We start from the raw sequence: 17,257 nt of genomic DNA on the forward strand, positions 1-17,257 counted from the left end.
CGTTGGTAGGACGTACTGGATTCGAACCAGTGACCAACGGATTAAAAGTCCGCTGCTCTACCAACTGAGCTAACGTCCCGGAACCATTTTTGTTTCTTGCTGGCGTTGAATCCAGCAAAGCCAAAGATTATAGCGTGGCGTTGCTCGCGATTTTGTCGAGAACCCAACCTGCCGCACATTGACCGAAAGTTGCCGTCACGCTGACCACAGAACCATAGCCGTGGCAGTTGAGCGAACCATCGCCTTCGACCGAGCATGAAGCGTCTGGCGGCGCCACGCTTTCACGGCTGAAGACACAGGTCACGCCGATCTTTCGGCCTTCGCGCGGCGCGCCGTGTTCCTTGCGCAGACGCTGGCGAAGTTGGGCAAGCAAAGGGTCGTGCGTGACGAGCGACAGATCGTCGATGTCGACCTTGTGCGCCTGCCGCTTCCCACCCGCCGCACCGACCGTCACGAACGCCGTGCGCGCGCTGCGCGACCATGCGGCCATCGCAAGCTTGGCCTTCACCTGGTCACAGGCATCGATGACAGCCGTTGCCGGCCCGTTCGAAGCCTGCGCCGTGTCGAGCAGGGCAGTCCAGTTGCCGGGCTCGACGAATTCGTCGATGGCCAGCACCTTGCATTCGGGGTTGATCTGCGCAATGCGCTCGCGCATGGCTTCGACCTTGGCCTGCCCCACGGTTGAATCGAGCGCGTGGATCTGCCGGTTGATGTTCGACTCCGACACGTGGTCGAGGTCGATCAGCGTCAGCCGCCCCACCCCGCTGCGTGCCAGCGCCTCGACGGCCCAGGAGCCTACGCCGCCGATGCCGACGACCAGCACGTGGGCGTTGCGAATGCCTGCGGCACCGGCCACGCCATAGAGCCGTTCGAGTCCGCCGAAGCGGCGCGCAAAGTCAGGCGCCGCGGTGTCGGTGAGGACATCCGCGGCGGCTGTTGTTGCGAAGGCTTCAGGAGTGATGGTGCTCAAGCGGAAATCTCCGCTGCCGGCATCAGCGCAGGCGCGAGAGGCGCTCGCGGCCGGCCTGCGCGGCTTCGGACTGCGGGTAGGCCTTGGCCAGGTCTTCCAGCGTGCGGCGTGCCGCGCGCGTGTCCTTCAGTTCGATCTGACAGTTCGCGATCGACAGCACGGCTTCGGGGGCCTTCGCATGGTCGGGCGCGAGCGAAAGCATCGAGCGGAAGTTGGCGATGGCCTCGTTGTAGTTGCGCGTGGCGTACTGCGCATTGCCGAGCCAGAACAGCGCCGAGGCGTTGTATCCGCTTTGCGGGTAGCGCTTGACGAATTCGGCGAACGCCGTTTGCGACTGGGCAAACTGGCCGGCACGGAAGACACCGAGAGCGGCGTCGAAATCGGCCTTTTCCTTGGGGTCGGCGTTGAACTCGCGGCCGTCCACGGACACCTTCGACGGCTCGGTCTGCTTGAGCTTGTCGTCGATGGTGGTCTGGCGCGACTGCATTTCGCTCAGCGTGCGCGTGAGCTGTTCGTTCTGCCCCGTCATGCGTGCCAGGTCGCCGCGCATCTGTTCGATCTGGCTCTGCAGATCGAGCAGGCTGCGACGCAACTGGCCGTTTTCGTCGGTCAGCCGCTGATCGGTTTGCTGGCGCATGGCCTCGACGCGCTGCCGCAGGTCGAGGATGGCCTTGCGGGCCTCGTCATCCTCGAACAATGCGGCTTGCGACCCCATCGAGACGCAAAGCAAGGCGGCAGCCAGCGCCGCGCCTCGCAGCAAGGCGCGTTGCATCACCGGGTGTAGCGAATTTCGGCGCGGCGGTTTTGCGCCCACGCTTCTTCACCCGAACCCTGGACGGCCGGCTTTTCCTTGCCGAAGCTCACAGCTTCGATCTGGCCGTCGCTCACGCCGAGCAGCGTGAGCGCGCGGCGCACGGCTTCGGAACGCTTCTGACCCAGCGCCAGGTTGTACTCGCGGCCGCCACGTTCGTCGGTATGACCTTCGATCGAGATGCGACGCTGCGGGTTCTGCTTCAGGAAACGCGCATGGCCATCGATGACCGACTGGAACTCGGGCTTGACCGTGTAGCTGTCGTAGTCAAAGTAGACGATGCGTTCCACACCGATCGGACCTTGCGTGGTGCCCGCGTTCGGGTCGATGGTGACGGGTGCCACGGTAGCGGCGCCCTGCTGGCCGCCGGCGGAGCCGGAGCGGTCGGTCACCGGCGTTTCGTTGAGCTTGGTGCCCGACGAACAACCGGCAATGAGAGCCACGATGGCCAGCGAATAAATCGTACGTTTCAACATTTTCGAACTCCTCAAGTAAACCTAATCATTGCTTTTGAAACGGACCCCAGTCCGGTTCTCTGATGTCTCCCGCCTGTCCCGCGAGTCGTGCCTTTATTTTTCCATCGAGCGTGGTCGTCATGAGCGCTTCGCGGCCTTGCAGGTGCGTGGCGTAGACGATCAGCTTGCTATTGGGCGCGAAACTCGGGCTCTCATCGGCGGTGGTGTCGGTAATGGACGCAACATTGCCGGTCGCCAATTCCATCACCTGGAGTTTGAAGGCACCGCCTATGCGCGAGATGTAGGCCAACCACCGGCCATCGCCGCTGACGGACGGAGAAATGTTGTAGGTCCCGCTGAAGGTAACCCGTGTCGGGTTGCCACCGCTGGCGCCCATCTTGTAGATCTGCGGTGCACCGCCGCGGTCGCTCACGAAGTAGATCGTGCCACCGTCGGCCGAATACACCGGCTCGGTGTCGATGCTGGAGCTCTGGGTCAGGCGGCGCGGTTCGCCGCCCGTGGCGGGAATGCTAAACAACTGCGAGCCGCCGTCGCGGCTGAGCGTGACGGCCAGCGAGTTGCCATCGGGCGCCCAAGCCGGCGCGCTGTTGGAACCCTTGAAGTTCGCGAGCAGGCGGCGCTGGCCGCTGGCCACGTTGTGCACGTACACGACCGGCTTGCGCGACTCGAAGGACACATACGCCAGCTGCTGGCCGTTGGACGACCAGCAAGGCGAGATGATGGGTTCGGGGCTGGCGAGCGCAGCCTGTGCGTTCTCGCCGTCGGCGTCGGCCACCCACAGCGAGTAGCGGCTGCCGCCCTTGGTGACGTAGGCGATGCGGGTCGAGAAGATGCCCTTCTCGCCGGTCAGCTTTTCATAGACGTAGTCGGCAATGCGGTGCGAGGCAAGGCGCAGGTCGCCTTGCGGCACGGTGTAGCTCTGGCCACCCAGGTCCTGCCCCTTCACCACGTCCCACAGGCGAAAGCGCACGTCGAAGCGGCCATCGGCCAGCTTGCTGACGCTGCCCACCACGAGCGAATCGGCCGTGCGCTGGCGCCACAGCGACAGGTCGGGGCGCGAGGCCTCGTCCAGCGCCTGGCCCGACGCGTCGACACCGCGGAACTGGCCGCTGCGTTCGAGGTCGGCCTGAACGATGTCCGAAATCTTCTGGGGCGAGCTTTCCTGGCCCTTGAAGGGAACGAGCGCGATTGGCAGTTGCGTCAGCCCGACGCCCGACACTTCGACCCGGAACTGGGCCAGTGCAGGAAGCATGGGAGTGGCAGCAAGAGCCGCAATGAGGGTGCGGCGTGCAAATAGCGATGAAGAAGGAGTTGGGGTAAGAGCTGACAACGGCTTGTTCATGCGGTTCGGAGAGGTTTCCGGAGAAAAAGTTTCGCCCCGGGCTTAACGGGCCACATGTTACACACTGGTTTGCAGGCCCCGTCACAAAACGTTTATCCGGCGATGCGGTCCTACAGAATCACTTAAGGAAGCCCGGAATGGGGCCCCCGTAGAATCCGCCGCCATGCAAGCATCCCCCGGCAGCGAGAACGCGCGCCCTCCCCTGATGCGCCGTCTGGCGCGACTCATGACCTGGTTTGGCGGCTCTCGCCAGTGGTGGGCCACCGGCCTGATCGGCGCCCTGATGGCTGCCATCACCGAGCCGTTGATGGCAGCCCTGCTCAAACCTTTGCTCGACCGTGGCTTCAACCGCGGCCAGCTCGCACTGTGGATCGTGCCGGCCGCCGTGCTGCTGCTGTTCGCGGTGCGCGGCATCGCCCAGTTCATTTCCCAATACGCCCTGTCGCGCATCGCCAATGAAGGCATGCAGCGGCTGCGGCGCGTGTTGTTCGAACGGCTGATGGGCGCCGAGCTAGCGCTGTTCACGCGCCAGTCTGCCAGCGCGCTGTCGAACACGGTGGTCTACGAGGTGCAGACCGGCGCGATGCTGCTGGTGCAGGCGCTGCTCGGCCTGACGCGCGATGGCTTCACGCTGATTGCGCTGCTCGCCTATCTGGTCTACCTGAACTGGAAGCTCACGCTGATCGTGGCCTTTCTCGTGCCCAGCATCTCCTGGATCATGAAAGTGTTCTCCAAGCGCCTGTACCGCCTCACACAGCAGGGGCAGCAGGCGACCGATGAGCTGGCCTACGTGGTGGAAGAAAACGTGCTTGCGCACCGCGTGGTGCGCCTTCATGGTGCCGAAGCGGCGCAAGGCGAGCGTTTCGAGAAACTGAGCCAGCGCCTGAACCGCCTGGCCGTGAAGTCGACCATCGCGCAGGCCGCCACCACGCCGCTCACGCAGATGATGGCTTCGCTCGCGCTGTCGGTCGTGGTGATGATCGCGCTCTGGCAAAGCGGCGAACAGGGCCTGACCGTGGGTGGCTTCGTCGCCTACATCACCGCCATGCTTATGCTGATCGCGCCGATCCGCCGGCTGGCCGACATGGCCGCCCCGATCACGCGTGGCCTGGCGGCCCTTGAACGCGGGCTGGTGCTGATTGATGAAGTGGCACCGGAATCGCAAGGCAACTTCAGCCTCGAACACGCTGCCGGCCGCATCGAGCTGCGCAACGTGCGGGTCAGCTACCGCGGCGACAACGAACAACGCGCACTCGACGGCGTGAACCTGACCATCGAACCCGGCCAGGTGGTGGCCTTCGTCGGGCCCTCGGGTTCGGGCAAGACCACGCTGGTCAACCTGCTGCCGCGCTTCGTGCAGCCGAGCGGCGGCCAGGTGCTGCTCGACGGCCACGACACCAGCGAATGGCAACTCAAGAGCCTGCGCGCGCAGTTCGCGATGGTGAGCCAGGACGTGGTGATGCTGAACGAAACCCTGGCCGCCAACGTGGCGCTGGGCTCCGAGATCGACCGCGAACGCGTGCTCGAATGCATCGCCGCCGCCAACCTGAGCAGCCATGTCGAGAGCCTGCCCGAGGGCATCGACACCGTGCTGGGCCACAACGCCACCCAGTTGTCGGGCGGCCAGCGCCAGCGCCTCGCCATTGCCCGTGCGCTCTACAAGAACGCGCCCGTGCTGCTGCTCGACGAGGCCACATCGGCTCTGGACACCGAGTCCGAACGGCTGGTACAGGACGCGCTGCAGCGCCTGATGCAGAACCGCACCACGCTGATCGTCGCCCACCGCCTCTCGACCATCCAGCATGCCGACCGCATCATCGTGATGGAACAGGGCCGCATTGCCGAGCAAGGCAGCCATGAGCAATTGATGGCGCTGGACGGGCTCTACGCCCGCCTGCAGACGCTGGCCGTGCGCAGCGCCCCGCCGGGGCAAGACCCGACGCTTTAAAGCAGCACGATGTCGTACTGTCCCTGCCCGATCGCGGGCTCGGACTGCAGCGAGATCGGTTTGCCGATGAAGTCGCTCAGCCCCGCCAGGTGTTGGCTCTCTTCATCGAGGAACAGCTCGATCACCTGCGGCGACGACACGATGCGGAATTCGCGCGGCGTGAACTGCCGCGCCTCGCGCAGGATCTCGCGCATCACGTCGTAGGCCACGCTGCGCGCAGTCTTCACGATGCCCTGCCCACCACAGGCCGCGCAGGGTTCGCACAGCATGTGGGCCAGCGATTCGCGCGTGCGCTTGCGCGTCATCTCGACCAGCCCGAGCTGCGAGAAACCACCGGCCGTGGTCTTGACGCGATCGCGCGCCAGTTGCTTGCGGAACTCCGCCAGCACCTGCTCCCGGTGATCGTCACGGCCCATGTCGATGAAGTCGACGATGATGATTCCGCCCAGGTTGCGCAACCGCAGTTGCCGCGCAATCGCCTGCGCCGCTTCGAGATTCGTCTTGAAGATCGTGTCGTCGAAATTGCGCGCGCCGACAAAGCCGCCGGTGTTCACGTCCACCGTGGTCAGTGCCTCGGTCTGGTCGACCACGAGGTAGCCGCCCGACTTGAGTTCGACACGCCGGCCCAGTGCCTTGGCGATTTCTTCGTCGACCGAATACAGATCGAAGATCGGCCGCTCGCCCTTGTAGTGCTGCAGCTTGCCCGCCGCCTGCGGCATGAATTCGAGGCCGAACTTCAGCAGCACCTCGAACTGCTCGCGCGAGTCGATGCGGATGGTCTGCGTGTCTTCGATGGTCATGTCGCGCAGCACGCGCTGCAGCAGGCTCAGGTCTTGATGCAGCAGCGACATCGCCGGCAGCTTGCTCGACGAATCGCGGATGCGTGACCAGGTCTTGCGCAGGTAGGCGATGTCTTCGGCAAGCTCGGCGTCGGACGAATCCTCGCCGTTGGTGCGCAGGATGAAGCCACCCGTGTTGACCGGCACCACGCCGCCGCTGTCGGCAGCCGCGGCCGCCTCGATCAGCGCCAGCATGCGCGTGCGCAGCGACTCGCGTTGGTCCGACGGAATCTTCTGCGACACGCCGATGTGGTTGTCTTGCGGCAGAAACACCAGCAGCCGGCCGGCAATGCTGATCTGCGTCGACAGCCGCGCGCCCTTGGTGCCGATCGGGTCCTTGATCACCTGCACCAGCAGCGACTGCCCCTCGAACACCTGCTTCTCGATGGGCACGATGGGGCCGCCGTTGCGGTGGTCGCGCTCCGGTGCCGGCGCGCTGGGCCGCGAGCCCGGGGTGAACGGCGCGACGATGTCGGCCACGTGCAGGAAGGCCGTGCGTTCCAGGCCGATGTCGATGAAGGCCGACTGCATGCCCGGCAGAACGCGCGAGACCTTGCCCAGGTAGACGTTGCCGACCAGCCCGCGCTCCAGCGTGCGTTCGACGTGCAGCTCTTGCACTGCGCCGTGCTCGACCAGCGCCACACGGGTCTCTTGCGGGGACCAGTTGATCAGGATGTCTTGCATGAGGTCTTAAGTAGTGAAACCGGCGCTCTGAAGCAACTGCGCGGTCTCGAACATGGGGAGGCCCATGATGCCCGAATAGGACCCGCTGATGTGCTCGATGAATGCCGCCGCCGCGCCTTGAATGGCATAGGCGCCGGCCTTGCCGAGCGGCTCGCCGCTGTCGGCGTAGCGCGCGATCTGTGCGTCGGTGATTTTGGCGAAGCGCACGCGCGAAACGCTGAGCGCCGCGTAGCGCTGCGTGCCGTGCTGCAGGGCCACGGCGGTCAGCACGCGATGCGTGGCACCCGAGAGCTGCGCGAGCATGCGCGCGGCATCGGCTGCGTCCTCGGGCTTGCCGAGGATGGTTCGGCCGAGCGCCACCGTGGTGTCGGCACACAGCACCGGCGCATCGGCCAGCCCGCGACGCCGCAGCCGGGCCACGGCGGCATCGAGCTTGAGCGCCGTGACGCGCTGCACATACGTTGCCGGTGCCTCGTTGGGCAGCACTGCTTCGAGCGCCTCGGCGTCTTCACTGGCGTCGGCCAGCAGCAAGGCGTGCTGGATGCCGAGCTGGCCGAGCAGTTGGGCGCGGCGCGGGCTTTGCGAGGCAAGGTAGATGAAGTCGGGCAAGTTCAGTTCTCCTGGGGGGCCGGCGACGCGGGTTACGCGCCGGCCACGGTGCGATTCCAGACCAGTCCGTGCGGCAGGCACGCGGGTCCGAAGAGGAAGTGAAGGACGCGGCGGCGAACCGGCGAGCGGGCGCGGGAGGACGCGTGCAGCAGCAATGGGCGCATCAGCAGCGCGTCGCCGCGTGCGGCCGTGCACGTCGCCTCGCCAAAGTCGGCGCGCATCGCTTGCGCTTCGGCGTCATCGAGGCGGCCTGCACAGTGGCTGCCCGGGACCACGCGCAAGGGGCCGGCATCGGCGCCGCAATCGTCAAGGTGCACCCGCACGGCCAGCAGCGATTGCAGCACGTCGACCGGTGGCTGCACGTAGGGCTCGCCTTCCTTGATGACGACGGGCATCGCCGAGTCGGGTTCGCGCGTCGATGCGGGGATCGATGTGTCCTGGTGCAGCGCGACCAGCCAATTCCTGTCGGCCGTCTTGTCGAACAACGTGCACTGCACGGCCACCGCGGAAGCATCGAGCAGGCCCATATCGGCAAGCTGCGTCTTCAAGCGATGGGCCATTTCACGGCACTGCGGCTGGGCCAGCAGGTTGCGGCTGCCGGCACCTTGCCCCAGCGTGAGTTCAAGCGACTGCGCGGTCCGGACCAGGAGATCCGTCGGCAGAAGCGCCGGCAACAGCGCATGGCCCACCTCGTCGAGCATCGCGGCCCGACTGCTGGCGCTGGTCATTCGCGGTGGTAGGGGTGGCCTGCGTTCACCGACCAGGCCCGGTAGAGCTGTTCGACCAGCAGCACCCGCGCCATCGCGTGCGGCAGCGTCAGGTCGGAAAGGCGGATGCGTTCGTGGGCCGCGGCCTTGAAGGTGGGATCGAGCCCGTCGGGGCCACCGATGACCAGGGCTACGTCATCGCCCTCGCCTTGCCAGGCCTGCAGGCGCGCGGCCAGTGCCTTGGTGGTGAGCGCGGTGCCGCGCTCATCGAGTGCAACGATGCGCATGCCGCGGGCGATGGCGCCTTCGATGCGCTCGCGCTCGGCTGCGTAGAGGGTTTCCAGCGACTTGGAGCCGCGGGGTTCGGTCTTGACGGCACGCAGCTCGAGTTTGAGCTCGGGCGGGAAGCGCTTGGCGTAGTCGTCCCAGGCAGTCTGCGCCCAGTCGGGCATGCGCTGCCCAACGGCGACCACCAGCAGCTTCATGGACGGCGCGGGGCCGCCTTGCGCGCGGGCGCCTTCTTGGCAGCCGTTTTTGCCGCCGTCTTGGCTGCGGGCTTCTTGGCCGCCGGCTTGCCGACGACCTTCACCGGCACGCGTGCAGTGGTGGTCTTCCTGGCGGCGGTTGTCTTGGCGGGGGCCTTCTTGGCAGCAGGCTTCCTGGACGGGCTCCTGCTGGCCTTCTCGGCCTTGGCTTCCTGCTCGGCCGCGCGGATGGCGGTCTTGGCAGCGCTCGCACGGCGCAGGTTCGGCATCTTGGCGGCGACGGGCTTCTTCTCTTCGACCACCTTCGATGCGCTGGCAGCGGCGGGCTTGGCGCCGCCGAGCTTGGCGCGCACCGGCTTGTCGCCCCAGATCTCTTCGAGGTGGTAGTACTGGCGAATGGCGGGCTGCATGATGTGCGCGACGGCTGCGCCGCAGTCCACGATGATCCACTCGCCGTTGTCCTCGCCCTCGATGCGCGGCTTGCCGAAACCGGCCTCGCGCACCGCGTCTCGCACGCTGGCAGCGAGCGCCTTGGTCTGGCGGTTCGAGGTGCCCGACGCAACGATCACGCGCTCGAAGAGCGGCGAAAGATGTTCTGTGTCGAATACCTGAATGTCCTGCGCCTTGACGTCTTCGAGACCATCGATGATGGCTCGCTGGAGTTTCTGGGTGTCTTTCTTGGCGGCGGCTTCAGTGGTCATCAGGCAGAGCGGTAGAGGTGGTGTTGGTCAATATAGCGTGCAACGGTGGGCGGAACCAGTGAGGAAATATCCTCGCCCAGCGCCGCGCGCCGCCGAATTTCGGTGGCGCTGGTGTCCATGGCCGGCAGTTCTAGCGCCTCGAAACGCGCGCCAGCCGGGAGGCGAGGCAGCATTTTCGGATCAAAACGAGCGATGTCGCCCGTCGATAGTGCGCGATACGCTACAGAAACGATAGCAATGGCTAGTATAGCCTGCCAGCCGTTCCAGGTCGGCAAGGCACTCGCCTGGTCCGCGCCCATGATCAGAACGAGCTGTGCGCCGGGCTGTTCTTGCTGCAATTCATGCAGGGTGTCGAGGGTGTAGGTGGGGCCGTCACGCAACACTTCGCGGCTGTCGATGACGACAGTGCCCTTCAGATCGGCGAAGGCCAGGCGCGTCATTGCGAGGCGGTCTTGCTTGGGCGTCAGCGCACGACTCTTGTGCCAGGCCTGCCCTGTCGGAATGACGTGCAGTTCGGCCAGATTCAGTTGCGCGATGGCGGCTTCGGCAAGCGCCACATGCGCGTTGTGTGGCGGATCGAATGCGCCGCCGAAAACGCCGATGCGTGGAGCCTTGCCCAAGGCGCTCACAACCAGTCGCGCCGCACGATGAAGTCGCTGTACAACGCGGCTTCGGGGCTGCCCGCTTCGGGCTGCTGCTGGTAGGCCCAACTGGCCAGCGGCGGCATCGACAGCAGGATCGATTCGGTGCGCCCGCCGGACTGCAGGCCGAAGTGCGTGCCACGGTCCCACACGAGGTTGAACTCGACGTAGCGCCCGCGACGATAAAGCTGGAAATTGCGTTCGCGCTCGCCGTACGCCGTGTGACGTCGCCGCTCGACGATGGGCAGGTAGGCCGGCAGAAAACCGTCGCCGACCGAGCGGATCATCGCGAAGCCGTTCTCGAAGCCGCCTTCGGAAAAGTCGTCGAAGAAGATGCCGCCGATGCCGCGTTGCTCGCTGCGGTGCTTCAAGAAGAAGTACTCGTCGCACCAGGTCTTGAAGCGTGGGTACTTGTCGTCGCCGAAGGGTGCGAGCGCATCGCGGCACGTGGTGTGGAAGTGCACCGCGTCTTCCTCGAAGCCATAGCAAGGCGTGAGGTCCATGCCGCCGCCAAACCAGCAGACCGGCTCGCCGCCCGCACCATCTTTCGGCAGCGCGGCCAGCATGCGCACGTTCATGTGAACGATCGGTACATAAGGATTGCGCGGATGGAACACCAGCGACACGCCCATCGCCTCGAAGGGCGCACCCGCCAACTCGGGCCGGTTCTGCGTGGCCGAGGGCGGCAGCTTCGGTCCGCGCACCTGCGAAAAACCGCAGCCGGCGCGCTCGAACAGCTCACCGCCTTCGAGGATGCAGGTCAGGCCGTGGCCCTGCAAGGTTTCGCCCGGCTCTTTGTGCCAGGCATCGCGCACGCAGGTGCCACCATCGGCCCTCTCCACCGCCGAAATGATCGACTGCTGCAGTCCGCGCAGGTAGTCGCCGACCGCTGCCGGATTGGTTTGCTGCATCAAGCGTGAGGGTTGTTGCGCGCGTGAAGCGCGCGGTATCCGATGTCCTTGCGGTACTGGGCGCCGTCGAACTTGACGCGCGCCGCCACCTCGTAGACCCGCTGCTGCGCCAGCTTCACGCTGTCGGCCAGCACGGTCACGCAGAGCACGCGGCCGCCGCTGGTCTTGAGCTCGCCGTCCTGCATGGTCGTGCCGGCATGGAACACCACCGCATCGGGTGCCTCGGGCGGAATGCCGGTGATGCGATCGCCCTTGCGCGGCGAGAGCGGATAGCCATGCGCGGCCATCACCACTCCGAGTGCCACGCGGCGGTCCCACTGCAGCTCGACCTGGTCGAGCGTGCCGTCGGTGGCGTGCCAGAACACCTCGAACAGATCGGACTTGAGCCGCATCATGATCGGCTGCGTCTCGGGGTCGCCCATGCGGCAGTTGAATTCGAGCGTCTTGGGGTGACCGGTCGCGTCGATCATCAGCCCGGCGTACAGGAAGCCGGTGTACGGAATGCCGTCTTTTTCCATGCCGCGAATGGTCGGCAGGATGATCTCGCGCATCGCGCGTGCGTGCACCTCGGCCGTGACCACGGGCGCGGGCGAATACGCACCCATGCCGCCGGTGTTGGGACCTTCGTCGCCGTCGAGCAGGCGCTTGTGGTCCTGGCTGGTGGCCAGCGCGGTGACGTTCTTGCCGTCGCACAGCACGATGAAGCTGGCTTCCTCGCCCTGCAGGAACTCTTCGATGACAACGCGCGCGCCGCCCTCGTTGTGCGACACGCCGAACTTGTTGTCGACCAGCATGAAGTCGACGGCCTCGTGGGCCTCTTGCGCGGTCATGGCAACCACCACGCCCTTGCCGGCGGCCAGGCCATCGGCCTTGACGACGATGGGCGCCCCCTTGGCGTCGATGTACGCGTGCGCCGCAGCGGCATCGGTGAAGGCTTCGTATTCAGCGGTCGGGATCTTGTGGCGCTTCATGAACGCCTTGGAGAACGCCTTGGAGCTTTCGAGCTGTGCGGCGGCCTGCGTGGGGCCGAAGATGCGCAGCCCGTGCGCACGGAACTCGTCCACCACGCCCGCAGCCAGCGGCCCCTCGGGGCCGACCACGGTCAGCGCGATCTTTTCCGCCATCGCCCATTCGCGCAATGCGGCGGGCTCGGTGATGTCGATGCAGTCGTAGCGCTCGTCGCTCACGGTGCCGCCGTTGCCCGGCGCCACATACACGCGGCTGACACGGTTGGCCTGCGCCAGGCGCCACGCCAGAGCGTGTTCACGGCCCCCACCACCAATTACCAGTACCTTCATTCGCGGGCCTTCTTCATTCGCTGTAAATCAATCATTCATTCGCTCATTCGGACAGCGAGGCGTTGTGATAAACGCCCTGCACGTCGTCCAGGTCCTCGAGCACGTCGAGCAACCGTTGCATCTTGGCTGCGTCTTCGCCGGTCACCTCGATCGGGTTTTCGGCGCGCATGGTGACTTCGGCCAGTTCGGGCTTCAGGCCGGCGGCTTCGAGCGCGTTCTTGACGGCCTCGAAATCGGCGACGCCCGTGAGCACTTCGATGGCACCGTCGTCGTCGGTGACCACGTCTTCGGCGCCCGCTTCGAGCGCCACTTCCATCACCTTGTCTTCATCGGTGCCCGGCGCGAAGATGATCTGGCCGCAGTGCTTGAACTGGAAGGCCACCGAGCCTTCGGTGCCCATGTTGCCGCCGTGCTTCGAGAAGGCGTGGCGAACTTCGGCCACGGTGCGAACGCGGTTGTCGGTCATGGTGTCGACGATGATCGCCGCGCCGCCGATGCCGTACCCTTCGTAACGAATTTCTTCGTAGTTGACGCCTTCGAGATTGCCCGTGGCCTTGTCGATGTTGCGCTTGACGGTGTCGATCGGCAGGTTGACCGCCTTGGCCTTTTCGACCGCCAGCCGCAGCCGGGGGTTGGCGCTGAGGTCACCGCCACCGGCACGCGCTGCCACCGTGATTTCGCGAATGGCGCGGGTCCAGAGCTTGCCGCGCTTCTCGTCCTGGCGGCCCTTGCGGTGCTGAATGTTTGCCCATTTGCTATGTCCGGCCATGGCTTTCTCTCTCGCTGTCTTGTGTTTTCAAAGCAAGTGTGGAGTTTACTGTCCGGCGCACACAACGCTCCCCGGCGCCAGGGAATTCGGGCCGGGCCTTTTGGTGATAATCGTTCGATGACGCCATCGCCTTCTGTCGGTACGGGAAATCCCGACACCCTGCCGCCGCACGCACCGCTGCCGCTGTACTACAACACCGAAGCAGAGCACCAGGCATTCTTGCGTCGCATCTTCGACAGCACCGCTGCGGACTACGACCGCATCGAGAGCGTGCTCGCCTTCGGCACCGGGCCTTCGTACCGCCGTGCGGCATTGCTGCAGGCAGGGCTTGCACCGGGCGCGCAGGTGCTCGATGTCGGCATCGGCACTGGCTTGGTTGCGCGGGAAGCGCTGAAGATCATCGGCTCGACCGGCCACCTCGTGGGCGTGGACCCCAGCCCCGGCATGATGGAACAGGTGAAGCTTCCCGGCGTCGAGCTGGTGCGGGGTTTTGCCGAAGCCCTGCCCCGGCCGGACGCCAGCAGCGACTTCGTGAGCATGGGCTACGCCATGCGCCACATCAGCGACGTGGCGGCCGCCTTCAGCGAATTTCATCGCGTGCTGCGCCCCGGCGGGCGCGTGGTGGTGCTCGAAATTACCAAGCCCGAGGGCCGCATTGCGACGGCACTGCTCAAGGGCTACATGCGCGCCGTGGTGCCGCTGATCGCCCGCGTGGTCGGTCGCCGACAAAACACCTCGGAACTGTGGCGCTATTACTGGGACACGATCGAGGCCTGCATCCCGCCCGAGCGGGTGATGCAGGCGCTGGGCACCGCGGGCTTTCGCGACGTGCAACGGCATGCCAGCCTCGGTGTTTTCTCTGCCTATACCGCCATCAAACCAGAACCTACCGCCGAGGCCAGGTGACAGTGCGAGCTCAGGACGAAAACCCATCCCATCTGCGCGTAGAGCGCCTTTCATTGCCGGACAGCCTCGCGCTGGCGACCGATGGCAAGGCGCCCTTCGCGGCGCTCGGCTATGGCACGCCGCACGGCGTGGCATGGATGCCGACCGTGAACGCGCGCGTGCTGTCGTCGCACGGTGCCATGGCCGATGTGTGGCATGTGACGGGCGCGCACATCGAGTCGGGCACCACCGGCATCGTGCGCTGGCGCACCGACGGGCATTGGCTGCTGGGCGCCATCGACCTCGACGAGGCCACGGAGAAGCAAGGCCTGGCCGAGCTCGCGCACCGTGCCTACCGCGACCTCTTCAAGACGCTGGACCAGGCCGGCGCGCCGCACCTGCAGCGCATCTGGAACTACCTGCCGCAGATCAATGGCGACGGTGGCGGCCTTGAGCGTTACCGCCAGTTCAACCTCGGCCGGCAAGAGGCGTTTCTTGAAGCCGGCCGCGCGGCCTTCGAAGGTGCCCCGGCGGCTTGCGCGCTGGGCATCCACCAGGGCGCGCTGTCGATCCGCTTCCTGGCCGGCCAGCAGGCACCGCTGCCGGTCGAAAACCCGCGGCAGGTCTCGGCCTATCGCTACCCCGAAACCTACGGCCCGCGCTCGCCCACCTTCTCGCGCGCCGCGCTGTCCGACATCGGCGACGGCAACATCGCGCTGTTCATTTCGGGCACCGCGAGCATCGTTGGCCACGAAACCGTGCACCACGGCGACGTGCTGGAACAAACCCGCGAAACGCTGCGCAACCTGCAAGCCGTGATCACCGCCGCCAACGAACGAGGCACCGCGAAGTTCTCGCTGGCCGAGCTGGACTGCGTGGTCTACGTGCGGCATCCGTCGCAGACCGATGCGGCGCGCGGCATCATCGAAAGCACGCTCGGCGCCGATGCGCCCATGGCTCGCCATGCGGTGTACCTGGAAGCCGACATCTGCCGCAGCGATCTGCTCGTCGAGATCGAGGCCCACACGGTCGCCGCTGGCCGACTGCAGGCCTGATCGGTTGCGTTTCCCGCCCGATCATTCGATCCAATGACTCGCGTGCTGCGCATTCTCACGGCGATCCCGCTCGCGCTGATGCTTTATGCGCTGCTGCTGTTCCTGGGCCTGATCTCGCTGGTCTGGAACTTCGTTGCGATGCTGATCTATCCGGTCATGCCGGCGGCACCGGCGCGTGCGCTGGGCCGAGTGACGATCGCCTTCGCCTACCGCATGTTCTGGTGGCTGGCCTCCGTGACCGGGATGATGCGCATCGACGCCGCCTGCCTGGACCCGATGCGCAGCGAGCCCGGCGTGATCTTCGTGGCCAACCATCCGACGATGCTCGACGCGCTGCTGCTGGTGGCGCGCCTGCCGCGCAGCGCCTGCATCATGAAGGCCGACCTGATGGGCAACATCTTCCTCGGCGCGGGCGCCCGGCTGGCGCGCTACATCAGCAACAAGTCGGCCCGCATGATGGTGCGGCTGGCCGTGACCGACCTGCGCAACGGCGGCCAACTGGTGGTGTTTCCCGAAGGCACGCGCACCGTGACACCGCCGCTCAATCCGTTTCGCCCCGGCGTGACGCTGATCGCCAAGCTGGCGCAGGCGCCAATTCAAACGGTGTTCATCGACACCGACTCGCCCTATCTCGGCAAGGGCTGGCCGCTGTGGCGCGTCCCGCCGCTGCCCATCGTCTTCACCTTGCGGCTCGGCAAGCGCTTCGCGCCGACGCAGGACAGCGATGTGCTGCAGGCCGAGCTTGAACAATACTTTCGCCAAAACATGGAACAGCGCGCCACCGACGCGTCCCCCGAATGCCAGACGCCTCGCGCACCCACCTTGTCCTGATCCCCAGCTACAACACGGGGGAACGCCTGTTCTCGACGGTTGCGGCGGCACGCGCGCAATGGGATTCGGTGTGGGTGGTGGTGGACGGCAGCGACGACGGCACGGGCGAACGGCTGCAGCAGATGGCGGCCTCCGACCCGGGGTTGCGCGTGTGGCTGTTGCCGCAGAACCAGGGCAAGGGGTCGGCGGTACTGCACGGGCTGCGCGTGGCCAAGGAAGCCGGCTTCACGCATGCGCTGACGATGGATTCGGATGGGCAGCATCCGGCCGAACTGATTCCTGCATTCATGAAAGCGTCGCTGGAACGCCCTGAGACGATGGTGCTTGGGCGCCCCGTTTTCGATGCCAGCGCGCCATTGTTGCGCGTGCGCGGGCGGCGTGTGTCGAATGGGTGGACGCAGCTCGAGACGCTGTTTGCCGGCGTTGGCGATTCGCTCTACGGCTTTCGTGTCTACCCTGTCGCGGACCTCATCGCCGTGATGGCGCGGCAGCCCTGGATGCGGCGCTTCGACTTCGACACCGAAGCGGTTGTGCGGCTGGCCTGGCGTGGGGTCAAGCCTGTGAACATCGATGCGCCTGTGAAGTACCTGACGGCCGAAGAAGGCGGGGTTTCGCACTTTCGGTATGGGCGGGACAACGTCTTGCTGACTTGGATGCACGCGCGGTTGATGGTTGAGTTTGTCTTGCGGCTGCCTTTGCTGCTGTTTCGCAAGGTGACTGGGGCGCCGCCTTTTCAGGACTGAGGCTTGTTGTCTTTTGTTTGGGGGCGCCCGGTATGTGGTTCGGCGCAGTCGGCCCCACTGTGCCGGCCCTTCGGGCTTCCCTGCGGTGCTCGCATCTCGCGGGGTCTCGCAGAACTCGCCTTCGGCTCAAACAGCTGCGAGCCCTGATCCGCGAAACGCTGCGCTCCTCGGCGACCCAGAGGGGCTGACTGCGCCGAACTGCATACCGGGCTCCTGGGGTGAACGGAGGCTCTGTACTTCTTTGAGGCCGTCGACCCTCACCCCAGCCCTCTCCCAGAGGGAGAGGGAGTAAGACGGGGAGCGGGCTCCGAAGAGGAGGGATCAACAACCGCTCTGACCACGGCGATGGGTGCTGTGCCCTTGGGCGGCCGTTGAGGCACCGCCGAGCAGCGCAGCGACGGGCGGATCAGGGCTCGCAGCTGTTTGAGCGAAGCGAGTTCTGCGAGACCCCGCCCGTCGTGAGCAGCGCAGGGCAGCCGCGAAGCGGCCGGTGACGTCGGCCGCCCAAGGGCACAGCACCCATCGCCGAGCCCCCGGACACCAACGACCCAG

18 protein-coding genes and 1 tRNA gene are annotated in these 17,257 nt (G+C 65.9%); 5 read left to right on the forward strand and 14 right to left on the reverse strand.

Annotated elements, in window-relative coordinates:
- Window positions 1–3 precede the first annotated feature (3 nt).
- The 5 genes from H7F35_RS31965 to tolB form a co-directional block, all read right to left on the reverse strand.
- A tRNA-Lys gene (locus H7F35_RS31965) sits at window positions 4–79 on the reverse strand.
- A 48-nt stretch (window positions 80–127) separates the two neighbouring features.
- Window positions 128–961 (reverse strand): ThiF family adenylyltransferase, encoded by an 834-nt coding sequence (locus tag H7F35_RS31970; protein ID WP_410010806.1) that lies wholly within the window; start codon window positions 959–961, stop codon window positions 128–130.
- A 31-nt stretch (window positions 962–992) separates the two neighbouring features.
- Window positions 993–1,742 (reverse strand): tol-pal system protein YbgF, encoded by a 750-nt coding sequence (gene ybgF / locus H7F35_RS31975; protein WP_187110500.1) that lies wholly within the window; start codon window positions 1,740–1,742, stop codon window positions 993–995.
- Window positions 1,742–2,257 carry a peptidoglycan-associated lipoprotein Pal gene (pal, locus tag H7F35_RS31980; protein ID WP_187110501.1) on the reverse strand — a complete coding sequence of 172 codons (516 nt, stop codon included), beginning with the start codon at window positions 2,255–2,257 and terminating at the stop codon, window positions 1,742–1,744. The genes ybgF and pal overlap by 1 nt, the downstream gene beginning before the upstream one ends.
- Window positions 2,258–2,282: 25 nt before the next feature.
- Window positions 2,283–3,509, reverse strand: coding sequence for a Tol-Pal system beta propeller repeat protein TolB (tolB, locus tag H7F35_RS31985; protein ID WP_222621989.1), 1,227 nt, complete (start codon window positions 3,507–3,509; stop codon window positions 2,283–2,285).
- A 253-nt stretch (window positions 3,510–3,762) separates the two neighbouring features.
- On the opposite strand from tolB, the gene msbA reads away from it, so the two are divergent.
- The gene (gene msbA, locus H7F35_RS31990; RefSeq protein ID WP_187110503.1) at window positions 3,763–5,547 is read left to right on the forward strand and encodes a lipid A export permease/ATP-binding protein MsbA; all 1,785 of its coding nucleotides are present in this window, start codon (window positions 3,763–3,765) and stop codon (window positions 5,545–5,547) included.
- On the opposite strand, the gene rng is transcribed toward msbA, so the two are convergent.
- From rng to H7F35_RS32035, 9 genes are read right to left on the reverse strand one after another with little or no spacing between them, the layout of a single operon-like run.
- Window positions 5,544–7,070, reverse strand: coding sequence for a ribonuclease G (rng, locus tag H7F35_RS31995; RefSeq protein ID WP_187110504.1), 1,527 nt, complete (start codon window positions 7,068–7,070; stop codon window positions 5,544–5,546). The two genes, msbA and rng, sit on opposite strands and share 4 nt — an antisense overlap.
- Window positions 7,071–7,076: 6 nt before the next feature.
- Window positions 7,077–7,679, reverse strand: coding sequence for a Maf family protein (locus H7F35_RS32000; protein WP_187110505.1), 603 nt, complete (start codon window positions 7,677–7,679; stop codon window positions 7,077–7,079).
- Between the two features lie 32 nt (window positions 7,680–7,711).
- Window positions 7,712–8,407 (reverse strand): phytanoyl-CoA dioxygenase family protein, encoded by a 696-nt coding sequence (locus H7F35_RS32005; RefSeq protein WP_187110506.1) that lies wholly within the window; start codon window positions 8,405–8,407, stop codon window positions 7,712–7,714.
- On the reverse strand, window positions 8,404–8,871 hold the full coding sequence (gene rlmH, locus H7F35_RS32010) for a 23S rRNA (pseudouridine(1915)-N(3))-methyltransferase RlmH (RefSeq protein WP_187110507.1): 468 nt from the start codon (window positions 8,869–8,871) through the stop codon (window positions 8,404–8,406). Before rlmH ends, H7F35_RS32005 begins: the two co-directional genes overlap by 4 nt.
- Window positions 8,868–9,572 (reverse strand): ribosome silencing factor, encoded by a 705-nt coding sequence (gene rsfS / locus H7F35_RS32015; RefSeq protein WP_187110508.1) that lies wholly within the window; start codon window positions 9,570–9,572, stop codon window positions 8,868–8,870. Before rsfS ends, rlmH begins: the two co-directional genes overlap by 4 nt.
- Window positions 9,572–10,201, reverse strand: a complete 630-nt coding sequence (gene nadD / locus H7F35_RS32020; RefSeq protein ID WP_187110509.1) for a nicotinate-nucleotide adenylyltransferase — start codon at window positions 10,199–10,201, stop codon at window positions 9,572–9,574. Before nadD ends, rsfS begins: the two co-directional genes overlap by 1 nt.
- Window positions 10,198–11,124, reverse strand: coding sequence for an oxygen-dependent coproporphyrinogen oxidase (gene hemF, locus H7F35_RS32025; RefSeq protein WP_187110510.1), 927 nt, complete (start codon window positions 11,122–11,124; stop codon window positions 10,198–10,200). The genes nadD and hemF overlap by 4 nt, the downstream gene beginning before the upstream one ends.
- Window positions 11,124–12,422: a phosphoribosylamine--glycine ligase gene (gene purD / locus H7F35_RS32030; protein WP_187110511.1), complete on the reverse strand. Its 1,299-nt coding sequence runs from the start codon at window positions 12,420–12,422 to the stop codon at window positions 11,124–11,126. Before purD ends, hemF begins: the two co-directional genes overlap by 1 nt.
- A gap of 43 nt (window positions 12,423–12,465) precedes the next feature.
- Window positions 12,466–13,191, reverse strand: a complete 726-nt coding sequence (locus H7F35_RS32035) for a YebC/PmpR family DNA-binding transcriptional regulator (protein WP_187110512.1) — start codon at window positions 13,189–13,191, stop codon at window positions 12,466–12,468.
- A 117-nt stretch (window positions 13,192–13,308) separates the two neighbouring features.
- On the opposite strand from H7F35_RS32035, the gene H7F35_RS32040 reads away from it, so the two are divergent.
- The 4 genes from H7F35_RS32040 to H7F35_RS32055 are packed head-to-tail and all read left to right on the forward strand — an operon-like array spanning window position 13,309 to window position 16,705.
- The gene (locus tag H7F35_RS32040) at window positions 13,309–14,097 is read left to right on the forward strand and encodes a class I SAM-dependent methyltransferase (protein WP_187110513.1); all 789 of its coding nucleotides are present in this window, start codon (window positions 13,309–13,311) and stop codon (window positions 14,095–14,097) included.
- Window positions 14,098–14,150: 53 nt separating this feature from the next.
- Complete coding sequence (locus tag H7F35_RS32045) at window positions 14,151–15,131, forward strand: hypothetical protein (RefSeq protein WP_261803440.1); 981 nt, start codon at window positions 14,151–14,153, stop codon at window positions 15,129–15,131.
- A 33-nt stretch (window positions 15,132–15,164) separates the two neighbouring features.
- Entirely contained in the window at window positions 15,165–15,962 is a 798-nt protein-coding gene (locus H7F35_RS32050; protein ID WP_187110514.1) for a lysophospholipid acyltransferase family protein, read from the forward strand.
- A complete protein-coding gene (locus H7F35_RS32055; RefSeq protein ID WP_187110515.1) occupies window positions 15,929–16,705 on the forward strand; it encodes a glycosyltransferase family 2 protein in 777 nt (258 codons plus the stop codon). The genes H7F35_RS32050 and H7F35_RS32055 overlap by 34 nt, the downstream gene beginning before the upstream one ends.
- Window positions 16,706–17,257 lie beyond the last annotated feature (552 nt).

This window comes from Variovorax sp. PAMC26660 (assembly GCF_014302995.1).
Taxonomy (GTDB): domain Bacteria; phylum Pseudomonadota; class Gammaproteobacteria; order Burkholderiales; family Burkholderiaceae_C; genus Variovorax.